This window comes from Aquimarina agarilytica ZC1, assembly GCF_000255455.1.
Classification (GTDB): domain Bacteria; phylum Bacteroidota; class Bacteroidia; order Flavobacteriales; family Flavobacteriaceae; genus Aquimarina; species Aquimarina agarilytica.
On the sequence record NZ_JH621248.1, the window covers coordinates 143,824 to 170,086 of the forward strand.

The 26,263-nt window shown below is 33.9% G+C and carries 24 protein-coding genes and 1 pseudogene; 13 read left to right on the top strand and 12 right to left on the bottom strand.

Going from position 1 to position 26,263, the window contains the following annotated elements; translation table 11 throughout:
- Window positions 1-12: 12 nt before the first annotated feature.
- Window positions 13-1,097, bottom strand: a pseudogene (gene bioB, locus KQA_RS18390) (biotin synthase BioB).
- A gap of 196 nt (window positions 1,098-1,293) precedes the next feature.
- Here bioB and KQA_RS0202595 point away from each other — a divergent pair.
- Window positions 1,294-1,656 (top strand): DUF805 domain-containing protein, encoded by a 363-nt coding sequence (locus tag KQA_RS0202595; RefSeq protein ID WP_010177781.1) that lies wholly within the window; start codon window positions 1,294-1,296, stop codon window positions 1,654-1,656.
- Between the two features lie 86 nt (window positions 1,657-1,742).
- Window positions 1,743-2,138 carry a DUF805 domain-containing protein gene (locus tag KQA_RS0202600; RefSeq protein WP_010177783.1) on the top strand — a complete coding sequence of 132 codons (396 nt, stop codon included), beginning with the start codon at window positions 1,743-1,745 and terminating at the stop codon, window positions 2,136-2,138.
- Between the two features lie 18 nt (window positions 2,139-2,156).
- Here the strand turns inward: KQA_RS0202600 and KQA_RS0202605 are convergent, their stop codons facing one another.
- Window positions 2,157-2,915, bottom strand: coding sequence for an RDD family protein (locus tag KQA_RS0202605; protein ID WP_010177786.1), 759 nt, complete (start codon window positions 2,913-2,915; stop codon window positions 2,157-2,159).
- Between the two features lie 22 nt (window positions 2,916-2,937).
- Here KQA_RS0202605 and KQA_RS0202610 point away from each other — a divergent pair, with 22 nt between their 5' ends.
- The 5 genes from KQA_RS0202610 to KQA_RS0202630 are packed head-to-tail and all read left to right on the top strand — an operon-like array spanning window position 2,938 to window position 8,187.
- Window positions 2,938-3,912 carry a stage II sporulation protein M gene (locus KQA_RS0202610; RefSeq protein WP_010177788.1) on the top strand — a complete coding sequence of 325 codons (975 nt, stop codon included), beginning with the start codon at window positions 2,938-2,940 and terminating at the stop codon, window positions 3,910-3,912.
- Window positions 3,905-4,639, top strand: coding sequence for a hypothetical protein (locus KQA_RS0202615; RefSeq protein WP_157366568.1), 735 nt, complete (start codon window positions 3,905-3,907; stop codon window positions 4,637-4,639). The genes KQA_RS0202610 and KQA_RS0202615 overlap by 8 nt, the downstream gene beginning before the upstream one ends.
- Entirely contained in the window at window positions 4,632-5,825 is a 1,194-nt protein-coding gene (locus tag KQA_RS0202620; RefSeq protein ID WP_010177791.1) for a hypothetical protein, read from the top strand. Before KQA_RS0202615 ends, KQA_RS0202620 begins: the two co-directional genes overlap by 8 nt.
- A 5-nt stretch (window positions 5,826-5,830) precedes the next feature.
- On the top strand, window positions 5,831-6,808 hold the full coding sequence (locus KQA_RS0202625; RefSeq protein ID WP_010177793.1) for an AAA family ATPase: 978 nt from the start codon (window positions 5,831-5,833) through the stop codon (window positions 6,806-6,808).
- 5 nt (window positions 6,809-6,813) lie between these two features.
- Window positions 6,814-8,187, top strand: coding sequence for a DUF58 domain-containing protein (locus KQA_RS0202630; protein WP_010177796.1), 1,374 nt, complete (start codon window positions 6,814-6,816; stop codon window positions 8,185-8,187).
- Window positions 8,188-8,194: 7 nt separating this feature from the next.
- Here the strand turns inward: KQA_RS0202630 and KQA_RS0202635 are convergent, their stop codons facing one another.
- From KQA_RS0202635 to KQA_RS0202645, 3 genes are all read right to left on the bottom strand, one after another.
- On the bottom strand, window positions 8,195-8,968 hold the full coding sequence (locus KQA_RS0202635; RefSeq protein ID WP_010177798.1) for an enoyl-CoA hydratase/isomerase family protein: 774 nt from the start codon (window positions 8,966-8,968) through the stop codon (window positions 8,195-8,197).
- A 10-nt stretch (window positions 8,969-8,978) separates the two neighbouring features.
- The gene (locus KQA_RS0202640; protein WP_010177800.1) at window positions 8,979-10,436 is read right to left on the bottom strand and encodes a sensor histidine kinase; all 1,458 of its coding nucleotides are present in this window, start codon (window positions 10,434-10,436) and stop codon (window positions 8,979-8,981) included.
- 131 nt (window positions 10,437-10,567) lie between these two features.
- The gene (locus tag KQA_RS0202645) at window positions 10,568-11,323 is read right to left on the bottom strand and encodes a TerB family tellurite resistance protein (RefSeq protein ID WP_010177802.1); all 756 of its coding nucleotides are present in this window, start codon (window positions 11,321-11,323) and stop codon (window positions 10,568-10,570) included.
- Window positions 11,324-11,443: 120 nt separating this feature from the next.
- On the opposite strand from KQA_RS0202645, the gene KQA_RS0202650 reads away from it, so the two are divergent.
- The 4 genes from KQA_RS0202650 (at window position 11,444) to KQA_RS0202665 (ending at window position 14,556) form a co-directional block, all read left to right on the top strand.
- Window positions 11,444-11,854, top strand: coding sequence for a BrxA/BrxB family bacilliredoxin (locus KQA_RS0202650; protein ID WP_010177804.1), 411 nt, complete (start codon window positions 11,444-11,446; stop codon window positions 11,852-11,854).
- Between the two features lie 199 nt (window positions 11,855-12,053).
- Window positions 12,054-12,788, top strand: coding sequence for a lysophospholipid acyltransferase family protein (locus tag KQA_RS0202655; RefSeq protein WP_029209422.1), 735 nt, complete (start codon window positions 12,054-12,056; stop codon window positions 12,786-12,788).
- Window positions 12,789-12,793: 5 nt separating this feature from the next.
- The gene (locus KQA_RS0202660) at window positions 12,794-13,816 is read left to right on the top strand and encodes an acyl-ACP desaturase (protein WP_010177808.1); all 1,023 of its coding nucleotides are present in this window, start codon (window positions 12,794-12,796) and stop codon (window positions 13,814-13,816) included.
- A gap of 92 nt (window positions 13,817-13,908) precedes the next feature.
- Window positions 13,909-14,556: an HD domain-containing protein gene (locus KQA_RS0202665; RefSeq protein WP_010177810.1), complete on the top strand. Its 648-nt coding sequence runs from the start codon at window positions 13,909-13,911 to the stop codon at window positions 14,554-14,556.
- Between the two features lie 48 nt (window positions 14,557-14,604).
- Here KQA_RS0202665 and KQA_RS0202670 read toward each other — a convergent pair whose 3' ends face one another.
- From KQA_RS0202670 to KQA_RS0202705, 7 genes are all read right to left on the bottom strand, one after another.
- On the bottom strand, window positions 14,605-14,898 hold the full coding sequence (locus KQA_RS0202670; protein WP_029209423.1) for a hypothetical protein: 294 nt from the start codon (window positions 14,896-14,898) through the stop codon (window positions 14,605-14,607).
- Window positions 14,899-15,205: 307 nt separating this feature from the next.
- On the bottom strand, window positions 15,206-16,798 hold the full coding sequence (locus KQA_RS19795; RefSeq protein WP_010177814.1) for a T9SS type A sorting domain-containing protein: 1,593 nt from the start codon (window positions 16,796-16,798) through the stop codon (window positions 15,206-15,208).
- A gap of 597 nt (window positions 16,799-17,395) precedes the next feature.
- Window positions 17,396-18,952 (bottom strand): T9SS type A sorting domain-containing protein, encoded by a 1,557-nt coding sequence (locus tag KQA_RS0202680; protein ID WP_010177816.1) that lies wholly within the window; start codon window positions 18,950-18,952, stop codon window positions 17,396-17,398.
- A gap of 481 nt (window positions 18,953-19,433) precedes the next feature.
- The gene (locus KQA_RS0202690) at window positions 19,434-19,775 is read right to left on the bottom strand and encodes a Rossmann-fold NAD(P)-binding domain-containing protein (protein ID WP_010177819.1); all 342 of its coding nucleotides are present in this window, start codon (window positions 19,773-19,775) and stop codon (window positions 19,434-19,436) included.
- A gap of 219 nt (window positions 19,776-19,994) precedes the next feature.
- Entirely contained in the window at window positions 19,995-20,462 is a 468-nt protein-coding gene (locus KQA_RS0202695) for a CYTH domain-containing protein (protein ID WP_010177821.1), read from the bottom strand.
- A gap of 21 nt (window positions 20,463-20,483) precedes the next feature.
- Entirely contained in the window at window positions 20,484-22,634 is a 2,151-nt protein-coding gene (locus KQA_RS0202700; protein ID WP_010177823.1) for a Tex family protein, read from the bottom strand.
- A gap of 355 nt (window positions 22,635-22,989) precedes the next feature.
- On the bottom strand, window positions 22,990-23,937 hold the full coding sequence (locus KQA_RS0202705) for a T9SS type A sorting domain-containing protein (RefSeq protein ID WP_010177824.1): 948 nt from the start codon (window positions 23,935-23,937) through the stop codon (window positions 22,990-22,992).
- Between the two features lie 389 nt (window positions 23,938-24,326).
- On the opposite strand from KQA_RS0202705, the gene KQA_RS0202710 reads away from it, so the two are divergent.
- Together KQA_RS0202710 and KQA_RS0202715 are read left to right on the top strand one after the other, a co-directional pair.
- Complete coding sequence (locus KQA_RS0202710) at window positions 24,327-24,647, top strand: hypothetical protein (protein WP_010177826.1); 321 nt, start codon at window positions 24,327-24,329, stop codon at window positions 24,645-24,647.
- 253 nt (window positions 24,648-24,900) lie between these two features.
- Window positions 24,901-26,259 (top strand): sigma-54-dependent transcriptional regulator, encoded by a 1,359-nt coding sequence (locus KQA_RS0202715; protein ID WP_010177828.1) that lies wholly within the window; start codon window positions 24,901-24,903, stop codon window positions 26,257-26,259.
- The last annotated feature ends 4 nt before the right edge of the window (window positions 26,260-26,263 follow it).

The following is a 26,263-nucleotide window of genomic DNA, read 5'->3' on the forward strand; positions in this document are numbered from 1 at the left end:
AAAACAAATTAGTTACTTATTTTGAGCTTCTAAATTTCGATCTATCTGGTGTCCAGGTCTTGTCCATTTCGGCTTTTCTCCTAAGCTAGTTAATACCGAATTTTCAGCCTCAACAGTTTCTGGCTGGGATTTTTTAACAAATGGTTTTTGAGGCGTTAAACCTAATAATTCAAACATTTTCATGTCCTCGGCCACATCAGGATTTGGTGTAGTCAATAACTTATCACCAGCAAAAATAGAATTCGCACCAGCAAAAAAGCACATAGCTTGACCTTCTCTACTCATTTGTGTCCTTCCTGCCGAAAGGCGCACCTGCGTTTGTGGCATTACTATACGCGTAGTGGCTAACAAAANATACGAATCATATCCCAAATAGGAACAGGCTTTTCATTTTCCATAGGCGTCCCCTCAACAGCAACTAAGGCATTAATAGGCACCGATTCTGGCTGAGGATCCAAGGTGGCTAAAGCCACAAGCATTCCTGCTCGATCTTCTTCTTTTTCACCCATTCCAATAATACCACCACTACAAACGGTTACATTTGTTTTACGTACATTATCAATGGTTGCCAAGCGATCTTCAAAACCTCTGGTCGAAATTACTTCTTTATAATAATCCTCAGACGTATCTAAGTTATGGTTGTAAGCGTATAGCCCAGCTTCGGCCAAACGTGCTGCTTGATTTTCGGTAATCATACCTAACGTACAACATACCTCCATATCTAGTTTATTAATGGTACGCACCATTTCCAATACATTGTCAAACTCGGGTCCATCTTTTACATTACGCCAAGCTGCTCCCATGCATACACGTGAACTTCCACCGGCTTTTGCACGCAAAGCTTGTGCTTTCACTTGCTGTACCGACATTAAATCATTCCCGGCTACATCCGTATGGTAACGTGCTGCTTGCGGACAATACCCACAGTCTTCGGGACAACCTCCTGTTTTTATGGATAGCAGTGTAGATACTTGAACCGTATTTGGATCATGGTATTTACGGTGTGCTGTTGCTGCTATGTAAAGCAACTCCATTAATGGTTTGTTATAAATTGCAAGAATTTCCTCTTTCGTCCAGTCGTGTCTCGTTTCGCTCATTGTATACTAATCAGTAGGTCAAAAATAAGAAAAAATGGAGTCTGCTTTTAATTTCTTAAAAAATAAATCAACCTATTTGTACGAAATTAGTAGTAGCAAATCATATAAATACATTTTTAAAGAACAAATAATTGTAGGAATTTGAAAAATAATTCTATTTTTATGGCTATTGATTAACTAACAAATTAAACATACTATGAATTGGTACTTAAAAGTTTTAAAACAGTATGCAGATTTTAACGGTAGAGCCAGAAGAAAGGAATATTGGATGTTTATCTTAATTAACACCATAATTTCATACCTAATTCTCGGAATTGCTACCGCTATAGACCCTTCTTTTGTTGTCTTATCAAGTATTTATTCATTAGCAGTACTGGTTCCAACTATTGCTGTAGCTGTAAGACGAGCACATGATGTTGGCGTAAGTGGTTGGTTTATGTTAATCCCTTTTTACAATCTTTATCTAGCTGTAAAAAATGGCGATGTTGGTCCAAATGAATATGGGCCAGATCCAAAAAACCCAAATGATGAATTAGATGAAATCGGAAGCGATAACTAATCTGATACGATTAACTACTAAAAATTAAGCACTATTTAAAGTTGAAGCATAAATTGCTTCAACTTTGTTTTTATAAAGAAATTACTATGGAATGGTTTTTACTAGCCTTAAATAACTATTTGGACTTTAACAGTCGATCTCGCCGAAAAGAATTTTGGATGTTTTATCTTTTTTATTATATCATTTCTGCAATTCTAGGCGTTGTTGATAACCTGTTTGATTTGCTTTTTAATAGTTTGGGCTTCTTTTCTACAATTTTTGGCATCCTAATGTTTATACCCTATTTAGCCGTATCTGTAAGGAGGTTACATGATGTAAATAAAAGCGGTTGGTATTTGTTATTGTTATTTTTACCAATTATTGGTTGGATTTGGCTGTTTGTTTTAATGGTAACCGAAGGTTATCAAGGCACAAACAACTATGGAGCAAACCCCAAAAATCCTGAAAACGAACTAGATGATATCGGTGTTGCTCAACAATAACACTAACAACCCCAAAACTTATAGCATTCCACTGTAATGATTGTAATCCTTAATTACACGTTTAATAAAATTTTCGGCAGTTACATCTTTTGCAGGGGCTTGACCGATCACTTTTATAATTTTTTCCTTTATAATAAGTAAGGTTTTGTGATCTTCTGTTTTTAAGGCCCTAATTAAATTTTCTTTTATTATGCGCACATCATTATCAGACAACTTAAGCACGGTTGTATAAACAGGCTCGTAATTAGCCTCTACTTCTTGCAAAATAGTATGATCTATAGTCACTTTATTTTTTAATGTAATCACCGAAGTTCCCGAAGCCATACCCCCCAACCGCTGATGTTTTTTTGAACTTCCAATAACAACTAACGCCACAACACCCGAAAAAATATTAATATCTATAATACGCATAATCCAACGGATAAAGTAATCTAAAAAACCTGCTCTATAGCCATCAATTTTCACCACTTGCACCTTAGCTATTTTTTTTCCTAAAGTTTGTCCATTTAGCAATGCCTCCTGCACCAAAGTATAAAAGATAATCGGCGAAAAAAAGATAATGATTAAAGCAACAATGCTCCACATATCGCTAGCAAAACTATCAAAAAAATTACTCCCTCGGTTTTGCGCATAGTTAGAAAGAATATATATCACTACTCCTACATAAGAAGATTTTATAAGTAAATCAATAAAATAAGCAAGGATACGCTCTCCAGCTTCGGCAGCTTTAAAATTTATAGTTACATTTTGTGTGGTCGTAATTTGTATTTCTGCCATTATATCATGTTATTTGTTAGGTATGAGAGAAGTAGCCTTTATTAAGCAAAATAAAGAAAAATGGTTGCAATTCGAAAAAGCAATTGCACAAAAACAAATTGAAGACCCTGATGAACTGTCACGGTTGTATTTACATTTAATTAATGACCTTGCTTATTCGCAAACTTACTACAAAAAAAGCAAGCTTGTCGTATATTTAAATGATTTGGCAGTGCGTGTGTTTCAAAAAATTTATCAGTCACGCCGAATTGAAAAAAACATGCTGCTTCATTTTTTTAAAATTGAAGTTCCTCTACTAGTCTATCAAAACAGAAGGTATTTATTTTATGCTTTTGCTTTCTTTATATTATCGGTACTCATTGGAGTAGTTTCTGCTGCCAATGAAGATTCCTTTGTACGCTTAATTTTAGGAGATGCCTATGTAAATCAAACGCTTCAAAATATTGAAAAAGGCGATCCCGTAGCCATTTATAAAAGTGGCAGTAATTGGGGTAGTTTTATTGGTATTACATTTAACAATTTAAAGGTGGGACTTACTAGCTTTGTTTATGGTATTACCGGAGGCATAGGTACTGGGTATATACTCCTCCAAAATGGTATTATGTTAGGTTCTTTTCAATATTTTTTTGAACAACAAGGCGTATTATGGAAAAGTGCTAAAGGAATTTGGATTCATGGCGCCATGGAAATTTTTGCTATTGTTATTGAAGGTGCTGCTGGATTTATACTTGGTGCAAGTATTTTATTTCCAAAAACATTATCTCGATTTACTTCCTTTAAAAAAGGAATGCGCGATAGTATTAAAATTGTAATTAGTACATTCCCTTTTACCATTGCCGCAGGTTTTTTGGAAGGATTTGTAACTCGATATTCCAATGTAATGCCAAATTTTTTAGCCTTACTTATCATTCTAGGCACTTTAAGTTTAATCTCTTTTTATTATTTAATTTACCCATTTAAAGTACACAAAAAAGTAATTAATGGTACTTATGCTTAAAAAATACCTTTACATTTTAGTACTCACATTTTTTAATGTGTTCTTTAGCATCTCATCTGGTTTTTCTCAATCAGGTAAGAATAGTATTCCCGACGTCCCTAAAGAAATAAGAAAGCTTCCCGACGATTTTAAAGAGGCTTATAAAAACGATATTGACTTTAATTACGAAGAAAAAATTTCAATCCTTGACAGAGTAAAACGATGGTTCATAGAAAAACTTATGGAATGGTTTAACTATGGGGATCGAAATGCTCTTGAATTGTATAGAACCATCAAATTAATAATTTACTTTTTAATTTTGATTGGTGTTGCTTACCTTATTTATAGATTAGCTAAAAACAAAGAATTCCGTTGGCTTTTTGGTAAAAAAGCCGATCAATCGGATGCTATTGAAAACTACGAATCGCAAGAAAGTATACAGGAAGCCAATTTCAAAAAACTGATTGCTAATGCTGTTGCTTCTCAAGATTATAGATTGGCTATTAAATATTATTATTTACAACTTTTAAAAAACCTACAACAAGCCAATGTAACGGAGTATGACCCACAAAAAACTACTCACGATTACCAACTTGATCTAGAAGGTACAACGCATTACAAAAACTTTGCAAAAGCCGCTTACTACTACACTTATATATGGTACGGCGAATTTGAAATTGATGAGCTTGAATACCAAACAGCATCAAAAGTATTTTTACAACTTTTAAAACAACTAGGCTATGAGTAAAAAAGGCGTTTTAATTGGTGTAATCGTATTAATTATATCGGTTTTATTATTTTTAAACCGCTCCCATGTAGTTGATTGGACACCCACATTTATTGAAACCGAAACGAAGCCCTTTGACACAAAAGTGTTTTTTGATCAAATTCCTAAGTGGTTTAGTACAAAACCTAAACAGCTTTATACTACTTTTTATGAGTATACCGAACAAATTGATACTAGCAATAGTACTCAAAATAAATTGTCGAAATATTTATATATGAATATTTCAGATGCCTATCCTATAGACAAGGTATCTTTCGAATCTTTATTATTAGAAGTAGCCAATGGCAGTCAAGCTTTTATTGCCACTAATCAATTACCTAAGTTTATACAAGATAGCTTGGGTATTAAAATTGATTTTGAAGAAGCCTCATTTACCCAAAAAGACAGAACACTGTATCTAGAACATAAAAATGATAGCTTAGTCTACCTCCAAAAATTAAACGTAAGAAATAGGTATATTAAGGATACGCTACATATAAAATCACTTGGCTTTTTTAATACTAATAAATGCGAACACAGAATCAATTTTGCGGGTATCCCTTATAAAAAAGGAATTTTTTACCTGCATACCACCCCCGAAGTATTTACAAATTACCAAATGCTAGCTTCTAAAAACAGTGCTTACATAAGCACCGTTGTATCTTATTTACCCAAAAACATGCAATTGCTTTTTGATAAAAATCAAAAAATTGATCCCGAACTTGCCAAAGGGCCGCTTCGCTTTATTTTATCAAAACCTCCGCTTAAATGGAGTTGGTATTTATTGCTTTTAGGCTTAGCGCTTTTTTTACTATTTAACGCAAAACGAAGACAACGCGCCATTCCAATTATTGAACCCTTAAAAAACACCACCACTGAATTTGTACATACAGTAAGCACATTACATTATGAGGCCGAAGATTACAATGGAATCATTCAAAAAACAATTCGCTTTTTTTTAGAAACTATACGAACTAAATATCACTTACCTACTAACAATTTAGATAGTAACTTTGTAAAAAAATTAGCTCAAAAATCAAATCAACCCATTGAAGATGTGGAGCGATTAATAAGTATGCTTATTAGTATGAAAGCTCATACTTTTAGCAGCAAAGAACCATTAATAAAACTTAACAAAGAGATAGAAGGCTTTTATAAAAAATCATAAATTTTATGGAAAACGACATTCAATTCAACAACAGACTAAATTTACAGGATTTACAAGCCAGCGTACAACAAGTAAAAGCCGAATTATCCAAAGTAATTGTTGGTCAAAAAAAAGTTGCCGATCTATTATTAACAGCCTTATTTGCCGAAGGGCACGTATTACTCGAAGGAGCTCCTGGAGTTGCTAAAACCATTACAGCCAAATTATTAGCCAAATCATTGGACGTAGGTTTTAGTCGAGTTCAATTTACTCCAGATTTAATGCCTTCTGATGTTTTAGGAACTTCAATTTTTAATTTAAAAACCTCGGAATTTGAATTTAAAAAAGGGCCTATTTTTTCCAATATTATACTTACCGATGAAATCAATAGGGCCCCTGCTAAAACACAAGCTGCTTTGTTTGAGGTGATGGAAGAACGTCAAGTAACCATGGATGGAAACCGCTATAAGCTGGCTGCTCCATATATGATTATAGCGACACAAAACCCTATAGAGCAAGAAGGAACTTATCGTTTACCCGAAGCTCAACTAGATCGATTCCTATTTAAAATAACTATTGACTATCCAAACCTTGAAGAGGAAATAGAAATTTTAACTCGCGAGCATGAATTAACCATGCCTAAACTGGATAAAATTACTACTAGTTTAAGTCAGGAAAAAATTATTGAATTCCAAAGCGTCATTAATCAAATTATTGTCGAACCTCACTTAATTCAATATATAGCTGCTATAATTGCCAACACTCGTAATAATGCATTTTTGTATTTAGGAGCCTCACCTAGAGCCTCTATTGCCATTTTAAAAGCAAGTAAAGCTTATGCCGCTATTAATGGTCGTGATTTTGTGACACCGGAGGACATTAAACAAATTGCTATACCCGTACTACAACATCGTATTATTGTAACGCCCGAACGTGAAATGGAAGGCATAACTACGGTACAAATTATTAATGATATTCTACAAAGTGTTGAAATTCCAAAATAAAATTTATGCCACAACAACAAGACTATTCTTTTAAAAACACCACTTTAATTCAATTTTTTTTAACCTTGTTTTTAAACAATCGGTTTTTTTATGCCCTTATTGGAGTGGTTGTTAGTTTTGTTTTTGGGTTTATTTATCCTATAATTTTCCCTGTAGCCAAAATACTTGCTGGGTTACTTTTTTCTGTTTTAATTGTTGACATACTATTACTGTATTTAGCAAAAAAAGGAATTCAAGCAGCTAGACTGCTGCCTGAAAAATTTTCGAACGGAGATCAAAATCACATTCAAATTGAATTAAAAAATCAATACGGTTTCATTGCTCATTGTAGTATTATTGACGAATTGCCATTTCAATTTCAAAATAGGGATTTTAAACTGCACACTAAACTTCAACCTACCGAAAAAAAGGAATTAAATTACCATATTAGGCCCGTTGAAAGAGGTGAATATCATTTTGGAAAATTACTGATTTACACCAAAACCAGCCTTGGTTTTGCTACACGAAAGTTTTCATTTGACGCGGATCAAATGGTAAAAAACTATCCTAGCTTTTTACAGTTAAAAAAGTACGATTTAATCTCCTTAAACCAAACAAGCCTGGAGTTTGGAATTAAAAAATTACGAAAAATCGGTAATTCTTTTGAATTCGAACAAATTAAAGACTACGTTCAAGGAGACAACATAAAAGACATTAATTGGAAAGCCACTGCAAAACGCAATCATCTTATGGTTAACCAATACCAGGATGAAAAATCACAACGTGTATATGCCATAATTGATAAAGGTAGGGTGATGAAAATGCCTTTCGAAAATTTAAGTTTACTTGACTACGCCATCAACTCATCATTAGTGATTAGTAATGTAGTGATTCGTCGACATGACAAAGCTGGAATATTTTCTTTTTCAAGAAAACCTGAAAACTTTGTAAAAGCTGAACGCCGAAATTCGCAAATGAACTTGATTCTGGAATCCCTATACAATGTAAATACCGATTTTAAAGAATCTGATTTTGGAAATTTATACGCTACTATTAAACGACAAATTACACATCGTAGTTTGTTACTTTTATATACCAATTTCGAAAGCCTAGACGCCCTACATAGGCAAATGAATTATTTACGCGCTATAAATAAAAGTCATTTACTTGTTGTTGTGTTTTTTGAAAACACCGAGCTAGAATCACTACGAACCAACGAAGCACATTCGGTACAGGATATTTTTGACAAAACTATTGCCGAAAAATTTAGTCATGACAAACGACTTATAGTTGCTGAGCTTAATAAATATGGGATTCAAAGTATACTGACTTCTCCACAAAAACTAACCATTAATAGCATTAATAAATATTTAGAAATAAAAGCAAAAGGATTGCTTTAATCTTAAATTAAAACTCCGCCTTTCTTTTATTTAAAAAAGCATTGGTTCCTTCCTTAAAATCGGCTGTACCAAAACAGCTTCCAAAAGCTTGCTTTTCCACTTCAAATCCATTTTGATTCACATCAAAACCAGCATTTACCGTGGCAATAGCCGCACTAATGGCCGATGGTGCATTGGCACTTATCTTTAAGGCTAAATCCGTTGCTTTATTCAATAATTCATCTGGCGTAAACACATGATTTACTAGTCCGTAGTCTAATGCTTTTGTGGCATTAATCATACCTCCTGTTAAAATCATCTCCAATGCCCTACCTTTACCCACCAATTGTGGTAAACGTTGTGTTCCACCATAACCAGGAATGACTCCTAAAGATACTTCGGGCAAACCAAAACGTGCATTATCACTTGCAATTCTTATATGCGCAGCCATAGCCAATTCCAAACCACCTCCTAATGCAAAACCGTTAACTGCTGCTATTACAGGTGTTTCTAAATTTTCCACATAATCAAAAAGTAATTGATGTCCACGTGTGGATAATTGCGTTCCTTCAATTTGATTAAAACGTACAAATTCTTTGATATCTGCTCCAGCAACAAAAGCTTTATCACCACTTCCCGTAACTATAATTACACGCACTTCCAAGTCCATGTTAGCCATTTTAAATGCCTCATGTAGCTCTGTAATGGTAGCCGCATTTAATGCATTCAATTTTGAAGGCCTATTGATCGTTATTGTTACTATTTGATTGTTTTGTTCATAAATGATATGTTCGTAATCCATAAGTAAAATTTTATTGCAAAGGAATACGAACCACAAATTCGGTTCCTTTATTTTTAACTGAAGTATAGCTAATAGTCCCTTTATAGGTTTCGATAATACTTTTTACCATAGCTAAGCCCAAGCCCATTCCACTCGATTTTGTAGTAAAATTAGGCTCAAAAACCTGTTGTTTATTTTCTAAATCAATGCCTACTCCATTATCCTTAACATAAATATACGCATCATTTGCGTGGCGCGAAATAGTGACTTCAATAGCCGAGGATCGATCCTCGGGAACTGCCTGAAGTGCGTTCTTTACCAAATTAGTGATCACACGAATCAGCTGAGTTCGATCAAAATTAATTAGTATTTCTTCTGCAGCAGCGTTAAAAACAATACCATCTTCTGTAAATATATCTAAGGCTGAAGCTACAACTTCATTTACATTTAAAATTTCATCCTTCCGTTCTGGCATTTTTGCAAAATTTGAAAATGCCGAAGCAATAGCACTCATCGTATCAATTTGCTGAATTAACGTATCACTATATTCTGTAAGCTTATTTTTAATTTGAGGGTCTGATGGGTCAAACTTTCTATGAAAATTTTGCACCGTTAAACGCATAGGAGTTAATGGATTTTTAATTTCGTGAGCGACTTGTTTTGCCATTTCGCGCCACGCATTTTCACGCTCACTTACCGCTAATTTTACCGCACTTTCCTCCAACTGGTCAATCATACTATTATAAGCCTCGACCAATACCGAAACCTCCTCACTAATATAAGAGGCTTCAATTTTTTTGTTTTGCTTCCCTATACGTGTTTTATTTATTTTTTCGGAAATGGCTGTGATAGAACGTGTAATATAATTGGATAGCAAATAAGCCAAACCAATACATATTAATAACATAAATAAATACACCTCAACCAAACTTCGCAAAAACGCCAGAATATCTTTTTTAACCAAATCATCATTTTGCAAATAAGGCAAATTTAAAATAGCAAGGGGCTTAAACTTATTATCTGTTATATAACTATACGAGGATTGAAAACGTTCTCCCTCGCGCTCATAACTCACCAAAAAGCGTTTTTTAGGCGAGGCATTCATTTTAGAGATTACAATATTAGGAATCCCTTGCTTTACCGAATCCTTTATAAAGGATTCGTTTGATTTTATAAGCAATTCTCCTTTTAAATCATAAATAATTAAAGGCATACGGTGTACCGCAGACAACTCGTATATACGACCATTCTCTTTAAAAATTAATGGAATATTTTTAGTAGTTACGGGATAAGTAGTACGCTTTAAAACATAATTAATGTTTTGCTTAATCGCCATTTCCTTACGCTCCAAACGTTCTTTGTGGTATTGTTCCGCTTCATTTTTATACCTAAAAGTGGTAATCCCCGCAATAACAACAGAAGCTATCATTACCAAGGAAAGCATGGCAATAAACAGTCGTGTTCGTAACGAAAAAGGGCGTTTTAGCATAAATTTAATTCAACAACTTTAAAGCTAACATTAATTTTTTGGTAAACCCAAATTAATAATAGTATTATTCTAAAACAGTACAATTAGCATTCATCTTCTAAAATTAGACTAAAATAGACAAATATGCTGTTTTACTTAAAACCACGCTCTTTTTGCAATTGTTCATAGGCTTGTTGTACCGATTGAAACTTTTCTTCTGCTCCTTTTATTAAATGTGGAGGTAAGTGCTGTAATTTGTCTGGGTGGTACTTTTTTACCATAGTGCGATAGGCTTTTTTCACTTCACTATCTGTAGCCGATTTATCTATTTCCAGAATTTTATACGCATTATCGGCCTCTTTAAAAAACATCGCCTTAATGCTTTCAAAATCACGTTGATTAATACGAAAAGCGCCTGCTATTTCTCGGATTCGATTTACTTCATTTGTACTCACATGTCCATCGGCAGCAGCTATTCCAAACAAAAAATGCAAAATTTGAAGACGCGATTCATAACGCGTATTTTGAGCAATAAAACTGGCAATTTTAATTGTGTTAATCTCTCGACTTTTAATTACCTCATTAAAGGTTTTAAAGGTAGCGTTGGCACGTTCCTTCCCATAGGCTTGAACAAAATATTGGCGTACATAATTTAATTCTGTCTGGTTTACCGCCCCATCAGCTTTAATAATAATTGACGCCAAGGACAATAAATTAAGCTCAAAATCACTAGGTGACACTCTTGGCCTACCAGAAAAATTTGGTCTATTACGACCATTCCCGCCAGAAACATCACCAACTATCTTTTTACTATACTGTTCAATTACATACCCAATAAAAAAACCTGCCACTAGTCCAGGAAACCTGAATAAGTAAGCTCCTATCATTGCACCAATCCATTTGTACATACATAAATTTTTTAAAGCGCAAAGATAGTATTTATAGCTATTTATTTACCACTACTGACAATATGCTATTGCATAAAATGTGGTACATTATTTGTAACTTTGTTATATAAAAATAAAAATATGTACCCAGAAGAATTAGTAAAACCAATGAGAGCAGATCTTACTAACTTTGGTTTTGAAGAATTACATACTGCTGATGCCGTTGAATCCTCAATAAAAAAAGAAGGAACTACACTTGTTGTTGTAAACTCGGTTTGTGGTTGTGCCGCTGCAAATGCGCGTCCTGCTGCTAAAATGTCATTAGAAAATGACAAGCGACCGACTAATGCTGTTACCGTTTTTGCTGGTGTGGACAAAGAAGCTGTAAATGCAGCTCGTGCTCATATGGCTCCATTTCCGCCATCATCACCATGTATTGCATTATTTAAAGATGGTGAACTAGTTCATATGCTTGAACGTCACCATATCGAAGGAAGATCAGCTGATATGATTGCTGAAAATTTAACAGATGCTTACAATAGCTTTTGCTAAATTTTAGTTGTCTCAATTTTTAATTGCTGATTAACAAATAATACATTTAGGCCGTTTTGTATAAAACGGCTTTTTGCATATAAAAATCAACCACTTACTATATTTTTTTAATTTATTTAGGAATAAACAGCTTAAAAATTGTTAACCTCAAAATATTGTAAGAAATTGCAAAACAAAGTTTATAAAGCTGTAAATACGCATGATTCAGAAATTTTTCGCAGCAATTTTATCTGTCTTATTTTACCCTGCGTTTTTTATCTCATTAGTTATATTTCATGGGATACAAGTAGTTTGTAGACGGGTATTGGGCAAAAAAGCACATAGAAGAAGTGTAGAAATACTTAACTTTTTCTTGTTGCGTTGCATCAATTTAGTGGGAAACACCACTACTTATGTAAATAATCAACATATTCCCGAAGGAAAACCTTTATTAATTGTTTCCAATCACCAGAGTATGTTTGACATTTCAATGATTGCATGGTATATGCGGAAATACGATCCGTCATATATCTCAAAAATTGAATTAGGTAAAGGAATACCCAGTATTTCTTATAATTTACGCCATGGTGGTTCGGTACTAATTGATCGTAAAAACAAAAGACAATCACTACCCGTGATTATTAATTTCGGGAAGCGTTTACAAGCTCAAAAACAAACAGGTGTTATATTTCCTGAAGGAACAAGAAGCCGGGATGGAAAGCCTAAAAAATTTAATGAAACTGGACTTAAGTTATTAACCCGAAATATGCCCGATGGCTATGTGGTACCAATAACAATAAATAATAGTTGGAAATTAATGAGATATGGGTACTTCCCTGTTGGGGGCTTCAACAATATAAAATTAGAAGTTCATGAGCCCATAGCAATTGCCTCATGTGATTTTGATGAATTGAAAGAGAAAGTAGAGCGCCAAATTACAATGGCAATAAAATAAAAAGCATGGCTTTAGATAATGTTAGATTAGAGGTAATGAATTTGTTAGAACGCAAAATTGATAGTTTTGTAGATACTTTTTTAGTACCAATAGACAAAGTATGGCAACCAACCGATTTTTTACCCGACTCTCAAAACGAGGAAACTTTTTTTGACGAAGTAAAAGAATTACGTGAACTTGCCAAGGATTTACCTTATGACTTTTGGGTAGTTTTAGTTGGAGATACCATTACCGAGGAAGCCTTACCAACTTATGAATCATGGCTAATGGATGTTCAAGGAATTGATCAACATGCTAAAGGGGGTGAATTTTGCGCTGAAGGTGGTGGAAATGGATGGTCAAAATGGGTACGTTACTGGACTGGTGAAGAAAACCGCCATGGTGATGTATTAAATAAATATTTATATTTATCTGGTCGTGTAAATATGATTGAGATAGAACGTACTACTCAACATTTAATTAGTGATGGTTTTGATATTGGAACTGATCGTGATCCATACAAAAACTTTGTTTACACCAGTTTTCAAGAATTAGCTACAAATATTTCACATAACCGAGTAGCTAAATTAGCACGTAAATATTCAAATAAATCTTTATCAAAAATGTGTAAAATTATTGCTGGTGATGAAATGCGCCACTTTAACGCATACAGTACTTTTGTTGATGAAATTTTTAAGCTTGATCCAAGTGAAATGATGATTGCTTTTTCGGATATGATGAAAAGTAAAATTATCATGCCAGCACATTTTTTACGCGAAACGGGCCAAGCCATTGGAGCAAAATTTGATGAATTTTCAGTTTCTGCTCAAAAATTAGGTGTATACACCGCGCATGACTACGTGGACATCATGAAACGTTTAATTACAAAATGGGATATTGAAGGCCTAACAGAATTGAACGACAAAGCAGAACGCGCCCGTGATTATGTAATGAAATTACCAGCCCGAATGGAACGCATAAGCGATCGCTTGGTATTGCCAGATGAAAGTCCAAAATTTTCATGGGTAAACCCTGCCATAGTAAAATAATAATAGTAACTTTTTATTATTAAAAAGAGCATAAAACCTCGTGAGCTAGCTCCGAGGTTTTTTATATTTAACCCGAATTATGGATTAAATTAATGGAGCAATTAATAGAAAAAACAATAACTTTTGTAAAAAAGGAGCTCGCTTTCGCTGAAGGTGGGCATGATTGGTTTCATATAGAACGTGTTTATAATAACGCTTGTTTAATTGCAAAAACTGAAAATGTTGATCTATTAATTGTCCAACTAGGCGCTTTACTCCATGACATTGCCGATTCAAAATTTCACAATGGCGATGAAACTATTGGCCCACTTAAAGCAAAAAAATTTTTAGAAAATCAACAAGTCCCAACTATTATCATTAAGCACATAGTTGCAATTATTGAAAACGTATCCTTTAAAGGCGGGAATTTTGAAACCGAATTTACCTCCAAAGAATTACAAGTGGTCCAAGATGCCGATCGCCTTGATGCCATAGGCGCTATTGGCATTGCTAGGACATTTAATTACGGTGGATTTAAAAACAGAGCAATATACGATCCTTCAATTCCCCCTAATTTGCATATGACTAAGGAAGAATATAAAAAATCAACTGCACCAACAATTAATCATTTTTACGAAAAACTGTTACTACTTAAAAATAAAATGAATACCCAAACGGGAAAGCAATTAGCCGAACAACGTCATCAATTTATGGAAGAATTTCTAATCCAATTTTACAGCGAATGGAATGGTAAACGCTAAGCTTAATTATACGATTTGCAGACAAAGATTTCGTGTAAATAGGTTGATTTATTTTTCCTCTTCCAAAATAGGTTCATCGATTGAAAGTTCATCAATTGAATCTTGTACCCTCTGAGCAGTTTCTCTACGTTCTTTAATGGCTTTTCTTCGTTCTTTTTCTTGCGCTTTTTGCGATTTTTTATCCGATGTTCCTTTTACACCAACTAAAGCTCCAGGGGATTTCTTTTTCCCTTTTTTTAACTTCACTTTTTTTGTACTAAAACATCCATTATGCTTACAACTTGAGCAATTAGTGAATAGAATACTAAAAATAAAAATGAGACTTACAATTATTCTTTTCATGTGATCGTAAATTTTGGGGCGTTTACACAATGAGATTTCCTTATATGAATTAAAACATTAAACCAAACTAGGTATTAAAACTTCGTTACACCTATTTAAAAATTCAATAGGTAATAGACTTTCCAATTCATAATTCAGAATTAAGTATTTCATTAAACATCATTCTCAATTAAAAACAATATAACTCAATACTCCTTATTTTTATTTCGCAAAAAGGCAAATAGTTGACTAATATACTAATTTTAAAAAACAAAGAGGCTACCCTTTTCCGGATAGCCCCTCTCTTTAAAGCATTTATACATTAAACTTAATCAACCACAAGTTTTACAGATCGATTATTAATTTTTACAAAATAAATCCCCTGTGATAAATTATTAATTTCAATTTGATTATTCGCATCAATAGTCTGTGTTGATAACGCCACTCCAGTTGTATTATATATAGTAACACTATCCCCTTGATTCACGTTTCCAATACTAACTTTATCAGAAGAATTAGTTGGATTAGGAAATAACGTGTACGCTAGAGTTTCACTAGCTGCTTCTAAAATTTTATTTCCAGATGTTTCGCCCCAATTAAAAGTTTCCCAACCTTGAACATTATCTGCAATAGCTGCTAACTCATTAGTTCCTAAATTTAGTCGCGCCTGTACGTATTTATTATTAAAAGCTTTTAAAGCCACCTTTCCATTTCCTCTTGATTCCCAAGTAAAGGTTTCCCAACCTAATTTATTATTCGTATTCGCCAACATTTTACCTCCATCACTTATCCTAGCTTGTACATATTTATTGTTTGCCAAGGCTTTAAAGTGGACTTTACCATTTCCTGCGTTTTCAACTTTAAATTTTTCCCATTGCCCAATGGCATTTCTATTAGCTCTCAATGGAGCTCCCGAAACGCCTCTTTCGGCCACCACATATCCCGCAGCACCATTATTTGCCTTTAACCATATAGTTTTACCTATAGGAGCACCAGAATTACCTCCCCCAGTAGGAGGTGGCGGTGGATTATTTCCTCCTCCACCATTTACAGGCTTGTAAACACGCACCCAGTCCACCCAAAATATATTTTTCGAATCATCGGCCAATTCCGCATCCGTAGGTCCAGGCCTCCAATCTGTTTGGTTTTCCGCATCAATTATTATTCGCATTGCTTTATTTAAGCCAGTACCATTAGTAAAATTATTAGGATCAATAATATCTCTACCCGAAACAGTCCTTACTTTTACCCCATCAATATAATACTCTAAATTCCATGGATCTTTCCAATAACATCCATACCTATGGTAATCACCTCTCCATACTCGGCCTCCTGCATAATGCCAGGATCCTGGATCGGTAGGTTGATAATCCTGAAAGTTAGGAGGTCTTATAAACACATGGTGACTTAGGTGCATTCGCTCTGCAAACCAAGTTTGATCGGGTCTACTGCTGCCATAACCTTCCATAGCATCAATTTCCTGAGTATCATCGGGGCTTAAAAGCCAAAATGCATTAGCTAATACCTGATCCATGATTTTAGCTTTACACTCAAAATACACTGGATATTGAATTGTTTTTTTTGAAGAAATGATCCCGCAATACACTTTATTATCCGGTGCGCGCTGTGCTTGTATAGCCAATTGCGAACCATTATGCCATGCTTGAGGCTTATTCCATTGTGTTAATCCAGGACCCGTCCAAGCATTGTGATAGGTATCCATCCACTTATTGGTAAAAGCCGCTGGCCTATTACCTGCCGTACTTGTATAATTAAAACTATCCGAAACATCGGGTTGTAATTGCCATACTTTTCCATTTCCTGCATTAGCGGGAACGGGTATTCCATTCCAATCTTGCGCATGAATAGAAAATGATAGTACTGCCATAAATGACAGTACTAATAAGAATTTTGTTTTCATGAGTATTAGTTTTTTAATTAGTTGTTTACTTTTAAAAATTTGCGTGTTTGAGCTAACACAATTTTTAAAAGCCAATCAAATATAAAACAAATAATACCAATAAATTTTAACACAAAAATTACAAAAACAGCAAAAATAATGTTATAAAATTAAAAATAATCTTAAAAACATTGATTTTACTAATGCTCAACCAAAATTATAAGAAATAGTAGGTTTAAATTTTGACACCACTAAAAAAAGCATCGTTTTTATACACTTGATTGACGCTGTTCCTTTTAGAGTACTTTTAGACGATTTAATAAGTAATAAATTGACTTTTAATTGTTTATAATTATAATTAGTAGGTTTTTTCTTTCTAAACAAGATGATACCTATATAGAGAATTAATTCGTTTAAAGCTTTTAAAACTTCTTAAAACAAATCTAAATAAACTACACTTTTCAAAAGAAGAATATTAAATAAGGTAATTTTAAAAAACAAAAGACTACAATAATAAATCGTAGTCTTTTGCTGCAAAAAAAGTGATTCAATATATAAATGATAAACCACGTATAATTGTTGTTTGTTTATACAAAATTATGGGTACTATCTAAAAAATTAATCGACAATTAACTTCATCGATTTGGTATTAACTTTTACAAAATAAATACCAATCGACAAATCATTAACATCAATTTGGTTATTACTATCAATTGTTTGGGATGCTATTACCGCACCAGAAGCATCGTGAATAATTGCAACATCACCTTCGGTAGTATTTTTAATAGTCACTTTACTAGGTAAATTTACTGGATTTGGAAAAATAGAAATCTCAACAGCTTCGTTAGCTGTTTCTAAAATTTTATTTCCCGAAGTCTCTCCCCAATTAAAAGTTTCCCAACCTTGGACATTATCTGCAATAGCTGCCAACTCATTGGTTGCTAAATTTAGCCGCGCCTGTACGTATTTATTATTAAAGGCTTTTAAAGCTACCTTTCCATTACCTCTGGATTCCCAAGTAAAGGTTTCCCAACCTAATTTATTATTCGTATTCGCTAACATTTTACCCCCATCACTTATTCTTGCTTGTACGTATTTATTATTTGCTAGGGCTTTAAAATGTACTTTCCCATTTCCAGCGTTTTCTACTTTAAATTTTTCCCATTGTCCAATAGCATTTCTATTGGCTCTTAGCGGCGCTCCCGAAATACCTCTTTCGGCTACCACATAACCTGCAGCTCCATTATTTGCTTTTAACCATATAGTTTTACCTATTGGAGCTCCAGAATTACCTCCTCCAGTTGGTGGCGGTGGCGGTGGGTTTCCTCCATTGGAAATACCATTCCCGATAAAGTTTCTCATTTTTTGAATATTCCCATTCTCATCATTTCTAATAAGGTACCATATCATTCCACAATCTGAAATATCTGGCCTTCCTAATTTTCGCATTCTTGAATATATCCATCTCACATTTGCATCACCACTATCGCGCATCCAATTCCAACTGTTCCAATCTCTGGCCCCATTTGGACCAGCTCTTTCCGTATTAAATCCGTTCTGACTATTTGGACTATTCTGATCTTTTATTTTAATAAATCGAGCGTTGGAAAAAGAATTTTTCATTTCATCCCAAGTCCAACCACTATGTGATTCTCCACCCGAAGGAGTATCGGAATGCCTATTATTCCATAAAGAATGTGAAATTAAAGTTACATGCTGCCTTTTATTGGCATTCGCTCTTGACATTCCTGTGCCGACTACCTGCATGGGACCTGCACAAATTATAAATAAAGGGTTACTTGCACTCGAAGCATTAATCGCATCTCGCATAGCATTATAAGCATTCTCCACATTTGCTACGGCCTCAATAAATCTAGTATTTGAAAATCCCCAGCGGTTTCCACCCCCCACGGCACTTTCTCTCATTTCGGCTCGATCATTATTCTCACTACCCCAAATATGATCCGAGTATGTATATAACACCAGACTATTTTGCAAACCCGCTTTGGCTAATAATGCTAAACTTGCTGCTGTTGCACCCCAATCATCATTATCGTGCATATTTCCATCTGAACTAATGGCAATTCGACCTCGACTGAATGGTATTTGCGACCATGCAGGAGCAATAAGTACTGCCATTAAAAAGGCAATGGCAAAAAAATTAATTTTTTTCATAATTTAAAGTTTTAAGATTAGTTGTTATTCAATTTTAAATAAAGCCCCTTAAGCTTCGTGGCCTTACTTATTCGTTTTTAATTAAATGCACAAAAACTCATCACTGCTAATTAGGCAGTAATCGATAAAAAAATTTAAATACTAGGAATACGAAATTGAGTTTTTGATTTGAGGTTATATTGTGTTGATTAGTTATTAATTTATTGAGCTTTATAAAATTAGTGAGTTTTTAAGCAGCAATATGTTAAATAACACAGCTGTTCGTTATACCTTGTATTTCAATCTATTAAATACTTTTTCATTCTTACAAAACCCGTTTTCTAAACAATTTCCAGAACAATTACTTTTACCGTATTTATGGCTTTTGTAATTTAAAATTCCAACAAGAAAACCCTCAAAAGAATCTATTTTGAGGGCACGCATTTTTTGTAAGAAGAATTGAATTACACTTAATTTTAAAACGTTAATACGATTACACCAGTTAAAAAATAACACTTTCAGCAATCTCTTTATTCGTTTCTAAGTCTTTTTGAACACTCTCTAATTTCATTCTTATTGTTACTAAAGGAATTTTCCCTAAAGGAAGTCGTAAACTTGGTTCACTTTTGTATGTCAAATTAATAATAGCTTGAGCTGCTTTAATAGAATCTCCTTCTTGTTTCCCATGAACACTTTTTAGTTTTTCTCTAAATACTCCCGCAGTATTTTTATAATCCTCAATAACGCATTTAGCCTCGGGAAGTGAAGCACTTGCAAAATTAGTCCTAAAAGGTCCTGGTTGCACAATAGAAACATGAATAGCAAAAGAAATGGTATGTTCCACGCCCTGCTGTCATAAAATAAGAACGAAAAGTGCCTTCCAACACATAGGTTTGATACAAACAAATGCTATTAGGTTTAAGTATCATCGCTTTTTTCTTGACTGTAGTCGTTTTTACAATAGCAGCAAACTCTTTCTCTTCGTTGGAAGTTAAATCAATATATCGTTTAATATTATTTAAAATGTTATGACAATTTTCCAAATTAACCATTAGTCATTAGGTTACCACTCACAAAAAGGTTGTGTTATTAACTTCGAATTGTAATATTTAACATCTCCAGTTACTTCCTCTCCTAACCAATTGGGCTTTTCATAAACTTCATTTTCATAGGACAACTCTACTTCTGCAACAAGCAGACCTTGATTGGCATCATAAAACTCATCTACTTCAAAAATATGATCTCCAACAGGAACTTCATAGCGTGTTTTATGAATACTCCCTTTTTCGCACAAAGGCAATAAAGCCTCGGCTTCGGCAGCAGTAATTTGTTTTTCCCATTCAAAACGGGAAGTTCCACTAGTATTTCCCTTCCCCTTAATAGTCAAAAATCCTTTATCTCCTTTGATACGAATTCGCACACTACGTTCGGGGTGACTATTTAAATAAGCTTGAACAATTTTTGTTTGTTTTGTTGCTTTATTTTTAAAATCCTCAGATTTTACAAGGAATTTGCGTTCAATTTCAAGCATCTATTTATAGTATAATTAGTATTAATCAATCAACGAAAGTTGAATACGCTTTCGACTTTCATCAACCTCAACAACCGTTACTGTAAGCTGCTGATTCAGCTTCACAATTTCATTAGGGTCCTTTACAAACTGATTCGCTAATTTGGACACATGAATTAAACCACTCTCTTTAATTCCAATATCCACAAAACATCCAAAATTAGTTATGTTATTTACTATTCCCGGTAATTTCATTCCTGCTTTTAGGTCCGAAATACTACGAATACTTTCATCAAATTGAAACACTTTTAATTGCGCTCTAGGATCCAATCCAGGCTTTTTTAATTCTTTTACAATATCATTTAATGTAGGCAAACCTACCTCATCATTTACATAACTACTTAATGGAATGGAATCCACAAGGCTTGTATTTCCAATCAAGTCATTTAGCGTTACTTTAAGATCTTTTGCCATTTGACTCACTAAAGCATACCGCTCTGGGTGAATTGCTGAATTGTCCAAAGCATGTTCTCCATTTTTTATACGTAAAAAAGCGGCTCCTTGCTCAAAAGCTTTAGCACCTAATCCTTTTACTTTTTTTAGTGCTTTTCGCGAAGAAATCCCTTCACTTTCTGTTCGAAAGGCTATAATATTGCTCGCTAATTTAGGACCAATTCCCGAAACATAACTTAATAAGGATTCACTTGCCGTATTTACATTAATCCCCACGGCATTTACACAATGTGCCACAGTAGTATCTAATTCCTGCTTTAATAATTGCTGATTTACATCATGCTGGTATTGCCCAATTCCTAAGGATTTAGGATCTATTTTAACTAACTCCGCTAAAGGGTCGGCCAAGCGCCTTCCAATAGAAACAGCTCCTCGAACGGTAACATCATAATCTGGAAATTCTGCCCTAGCAATTGGCGAAGCCGAATAAATAGAGGCGCCACTCTCATTAACCATAAACACTTTAATATCGGAGGTAAATGGAATTTTACGTACAAAATATTCTGTTTCTCGAGCGGCTGTTCCATTACCTACTGCTATAGCTTCAATTTTATAGGCATTGACTAAGCTTTTTACTTTTTTTATGGCCTCATTAAATTTACTTTGTGGTGGATGTGGGTAAATAGTTTCATTATGAACTAATTTCCCTTGAGCATCTAAACATACTAATTTACACCCCGATTTAAATCCCGGATCTAAAGCCAAAATACGTTTTTCTCCCAAAGGAGCAGCTAACAATAATTGCTTTAAGTTTTCGGAAAAAACATGTACTGCTGCTTCATCAGCTTTTTGTTTGGCTAATTGTAAGGTTTCATTAGCAATTGCTGGAGCTAATAATCTTGTATAACTATCAGCCACCGCTTCAAAAATAATATCGGTGCAACTTTCATTGCTAGACGTAACAAAAAATCGATCAATATGATCAAGTGCCTCTTCTTTATCTACACTTATTTTTAAGCGAACTACACCTTCTTTTTCCGCTCTAAGCATAGCCAACAATCGGTGTGACGGACAACGGGATAACAATTCACTACTATCAAAATAAGCTTCATAAACCAAAGACTCCTTTTCAGTTTCTTTACCTTTAACAACTTTTGTTGCTATGGTTGCTTTTCGCTGAAATAACCTCCGTAGCGAATTTCGAGTGGCGGTGTGCTCACTCACCCACTCCGCAATAATATGACTTGCTCCTGCTAAAGCTTCTTTTTCTGAGGTTATTGTTCCTTTTATAAACTGAGCCGCCTTATACATAATATCATGCTCTCGCTGCGCCATTATAATTTTTGCCAAAGGCTCCAATCCGGCTTGTTTGGCTATAGTTGCTTTGGTTTGTCGCTTCTTTTTAAAGGGCAAATAAATATCCTCGACAGCAGTTATATTTTCTGCCGAAGCTATAGTTGATTTTAATTGATCTGTTAAAACACCTTGCTCTCCTAATGCTTTTACAATGGTTTCTTTTCTCTTTTTAAGTGCTTGGAATGCTTCCCAATTCTTTTTTATTGATTCAATGGCCACCTCATCCAAATTCCCTGTAGCCTCTTTTCGGTAACGAGAAATAAAAGGCACTGTACCACCTTCATTTAGTAATTGCAAGGTGTTTTTCACATGTCTCTCTGCCAATGATGTGGCTTTAGAAACATAAGCTAATTCGGATATACTTTTAGTGTTGCTTGAATTCAATGGATATTATTTTAAGTCTTTTTCCAGATCAAATTTAGCAATCCCCTTGAAACTCTACATTGAGAAAAACAAAAAATAATTAACAAGCTCACAAACTACATTTCAAAACAAACCTTTAAATGAAACTCTATAAACTGTAAGTGACATAATTTCGGTTATCACTGGAAGTCACCATTTTTTTAAACATCGATTTTTGCTATTAGCTAATAGCCATTGGCTATTAGCACTTTGATAAATGTATAAAAATAGCTAAAAGCTAACTGCCAATAGTACTATTTTTAGAAGCTTAAAGCGAAATGAACTAAAACGCATGGTTTTAACTACTCCTAAGCCCAATAAAGGTTAAAGGATATTTTTAATTCTTAATAATTTGTTCAATATGTATCATTCCATTTGTAATTACTCGAAGTATATACGTCCCCTGACTTAATAGTGAAATATCCAATTCCTTTTCGCCACTTGTTGTTAATTGAACAACCCCCTCCATACTTAACAGCTCCGTTTGAATAATTTCTTGAGTTGAATTTATGCTCAACTTGCCAGAAGTAGGATTAGGATATACAGAAAGTTCAACTATATCAATTACATGATCTTGAATACCTAAAGTAGCTATAATATTAACATTTCCAAACGAATTAGGTATTCCCATTGGAAAAGAAAAATCACCTAACGTCCAATTATTTATATCATTTATCATTAATGAACATGAATCAATAGTTCCTTCACAATTAGTTAAACCCGAATAAAAACCTCCATTATTGACAACAAAAGCAGTTTCACCTTTTTTTAATCCTGTTCCCGATAATGTTGCATCAGCTACACTTAAAGATTCATCTTCGCCTATGAATGACAAAAAAACCTCTGGATTGTCCCTTGTTCCTATATAAGCATAAATTTGATCATCGGGCGTTAATACAAAACCTGCATTATCTTCTGTAGCTATCCCCAGAGAAGCCGAAATTGGAAAGCCTGTATTGTTACTAGGATTAATAATCGTAATTACTGTCCCAGATTCAATTACCAGACCTGTATTATTTTCCCAAAGTACTTGACCTTCTCTATTGGCACTATCAAAACTACTCCCAGTCCATTCCTCATCATCAAACCTTATTTTTGTTCCAATGGGGCAATCATCTAAAAACAAAAACGAAAAACCTTCGTTATTCCCAGATGCACCGTTAAAAAAATATCCTACAAAGGCTATATCCCCTGGGTCATCTATAATTCCATCCTGAATTTGAGCATTACTGCTAAAAGAAAAGTGTAAACATAAAAGTATAGACCAAAAAAAATTGATTTTCATAGTTATTGTGTAAAAAGTTGGTACCATAAATCTAAAGATTATCCGACACACATAAACAACACATGATCAATTAATTAGTGAATGACATTTATAAATTAGTAAAGCATCCGCTTTTATGAGTAAGGCTGTAAAAGTCAAAAAATGTTGATCGACAAAATGCCAATTTCCACACATCAAATACAAACATCCCCACATAAAGTGTAGAACTTTTCTACACTTATCCACACTTTCCCCAAATTAAATAAACTACAAAAAGAGTGACAAAAATCACATAATCTCAGTAATAGCAACGTTTTAAAGCGTTTTAAACCTTCATTAAAAATAATGGCACAACTATTTCAATACTCTTAATACTCAAAGTTATTTACACAAGATTAAAATATAGACTCATGAAAAACTTAAAATTAACAGCTCTTGCAGCTATCGTCGCTTTCTCAACACAAGTGTTTGCAGCAAATTTTTCAGTGCAGTCAACAACAAATAATGGCATCGAACTAGTAAGCGAAGATTTCTTAGAAATTGACGTGGCTACGTTACCAAAGTTAGTTGTTGAAGCAGTGCAGAAGGAGCATGAAGGAGCTACTATTTCCAAAGCGTTTGTAAATCAAGATGGCGCATACAAGTTGGTTCTTGATACAAAAAATGAAGATTCTGCCATCGTATATGCTAACGCTAAAGGAGAGTGGTTAGACATGGAAGACAAACATTAATAGTCTTCTATTGTTTTCGAACGATATCAAACCTAAAATCACTTACTGACCAAAGACGTGTTTTTTAGGTATGATATAGTTTATATGTTTAGTTCGGTTAGGTCGTTCAAGTTATTGAACGGCCTTACTTATTATAATATTGTCTACTTCTTTAAAAATAATAAACTACACAAAATTAATGCGCAAAAAATACTATCTTGAATTTTATTTAGAAATCCAACACCAATAACACAATTGGACGCTTAAAATTTATATGAAGTCTAAGCATATTTTAATAGTAGAAGATGACATTTCTTTTAGTAATTTATTAGAAACTTTTTTAACCAAAAAAGGATTCCAAGTACATATTGCGGCATCATTTGAACAAGCAAAAAAAGAACTTTTACAACATAAAATTGATTTGGTTTTATCGGATATGCGCTTACCCGATAGTAATGATTTAGAAATTATACCTGCAGTAAAAAAAGAGAGTAATGCGAGTATTGTGATGATGACAAGCTATGCCGAAATTAACTTAGCTGTTAATGCCATTAAACTAGGAGCAATTGATTACCTTGAAAAACCTATTCAACCAACGGTACTGCTTTCTGTAATTGAAAAAGCGCTAAACACAAAAACGACTCCAACTACAGCTAAGCAAAATAGTCCTGCAAAAGAAAGTACAGCTACTACCCTTCCTAGTAAATTTATAAAGGGAACAAGTCCTGCTTCAAAAAAATTACATGAATACATAGAACTTGTTGCTCCCACACCCATGTCCGTTTTAATTATAGGTGAAAGCGGAACTGGAAAAGAAAATATTGCTAAAACCATTCACGATCTCAGCTCTAGGTCAAACAAACCTTTTGTTCCTGTTGATTGTGGTGCCATCCCTAAAGAAATTGCTTCAAGTGAGTTTTTTGGACACATTAAAGGTTCATTTACTGGTGCACTTTCGGACAAAAAAGGCCATTTTAGCACTGCAAATGGCGGCACCTTATTTTTGGATGAAATTGGTAATTTAAGTTATGAACTGCAAGTCCAATTATTACGTGCTATTCAGGAACGAAAAATTAGGCCCATCGGTAGCCAAACCGAAATTAATGTTGATATCCGTATTATAGCAGCAACAAATAGTGATTTAACTAAGGAGGCTGAAAAAGGAAATTTTAGAGAAGACCTACTGCATAGGCTTAATGAATTTTCTATACTTGTCCCATCACTAAAAGATAGGCACGAAGATTTGTCTCTTTTTGCGAATTCATTTATAGAAAAATCAAATATTGATTTAGGAAAAAACTGTATAGGCTTAGATGATGAAACTCATGAAGCTTTAAAAAAATACAATTGGCCAGGTAATTTACGAGAGCTACAAAATGTGATTAAACGCGCAGTATTACTTTCTACAAATAATCAACCCATACACGTAAACACGTTACCAGAACATATTAAATCATTCAAGACCACCACAGAAACACTACCTCCATTACAAAGTTCCGAAAATGAAACAGTATTAATTGAACGTGCCTTAAAACTTACTAATGGCAACAAGGCAAAAGCTGCAAAATTACTTAAAATTGATCGTAAAACTTTATATAACAAGTTGAAACGCTATAATATTAATTTGAATTAGCTAT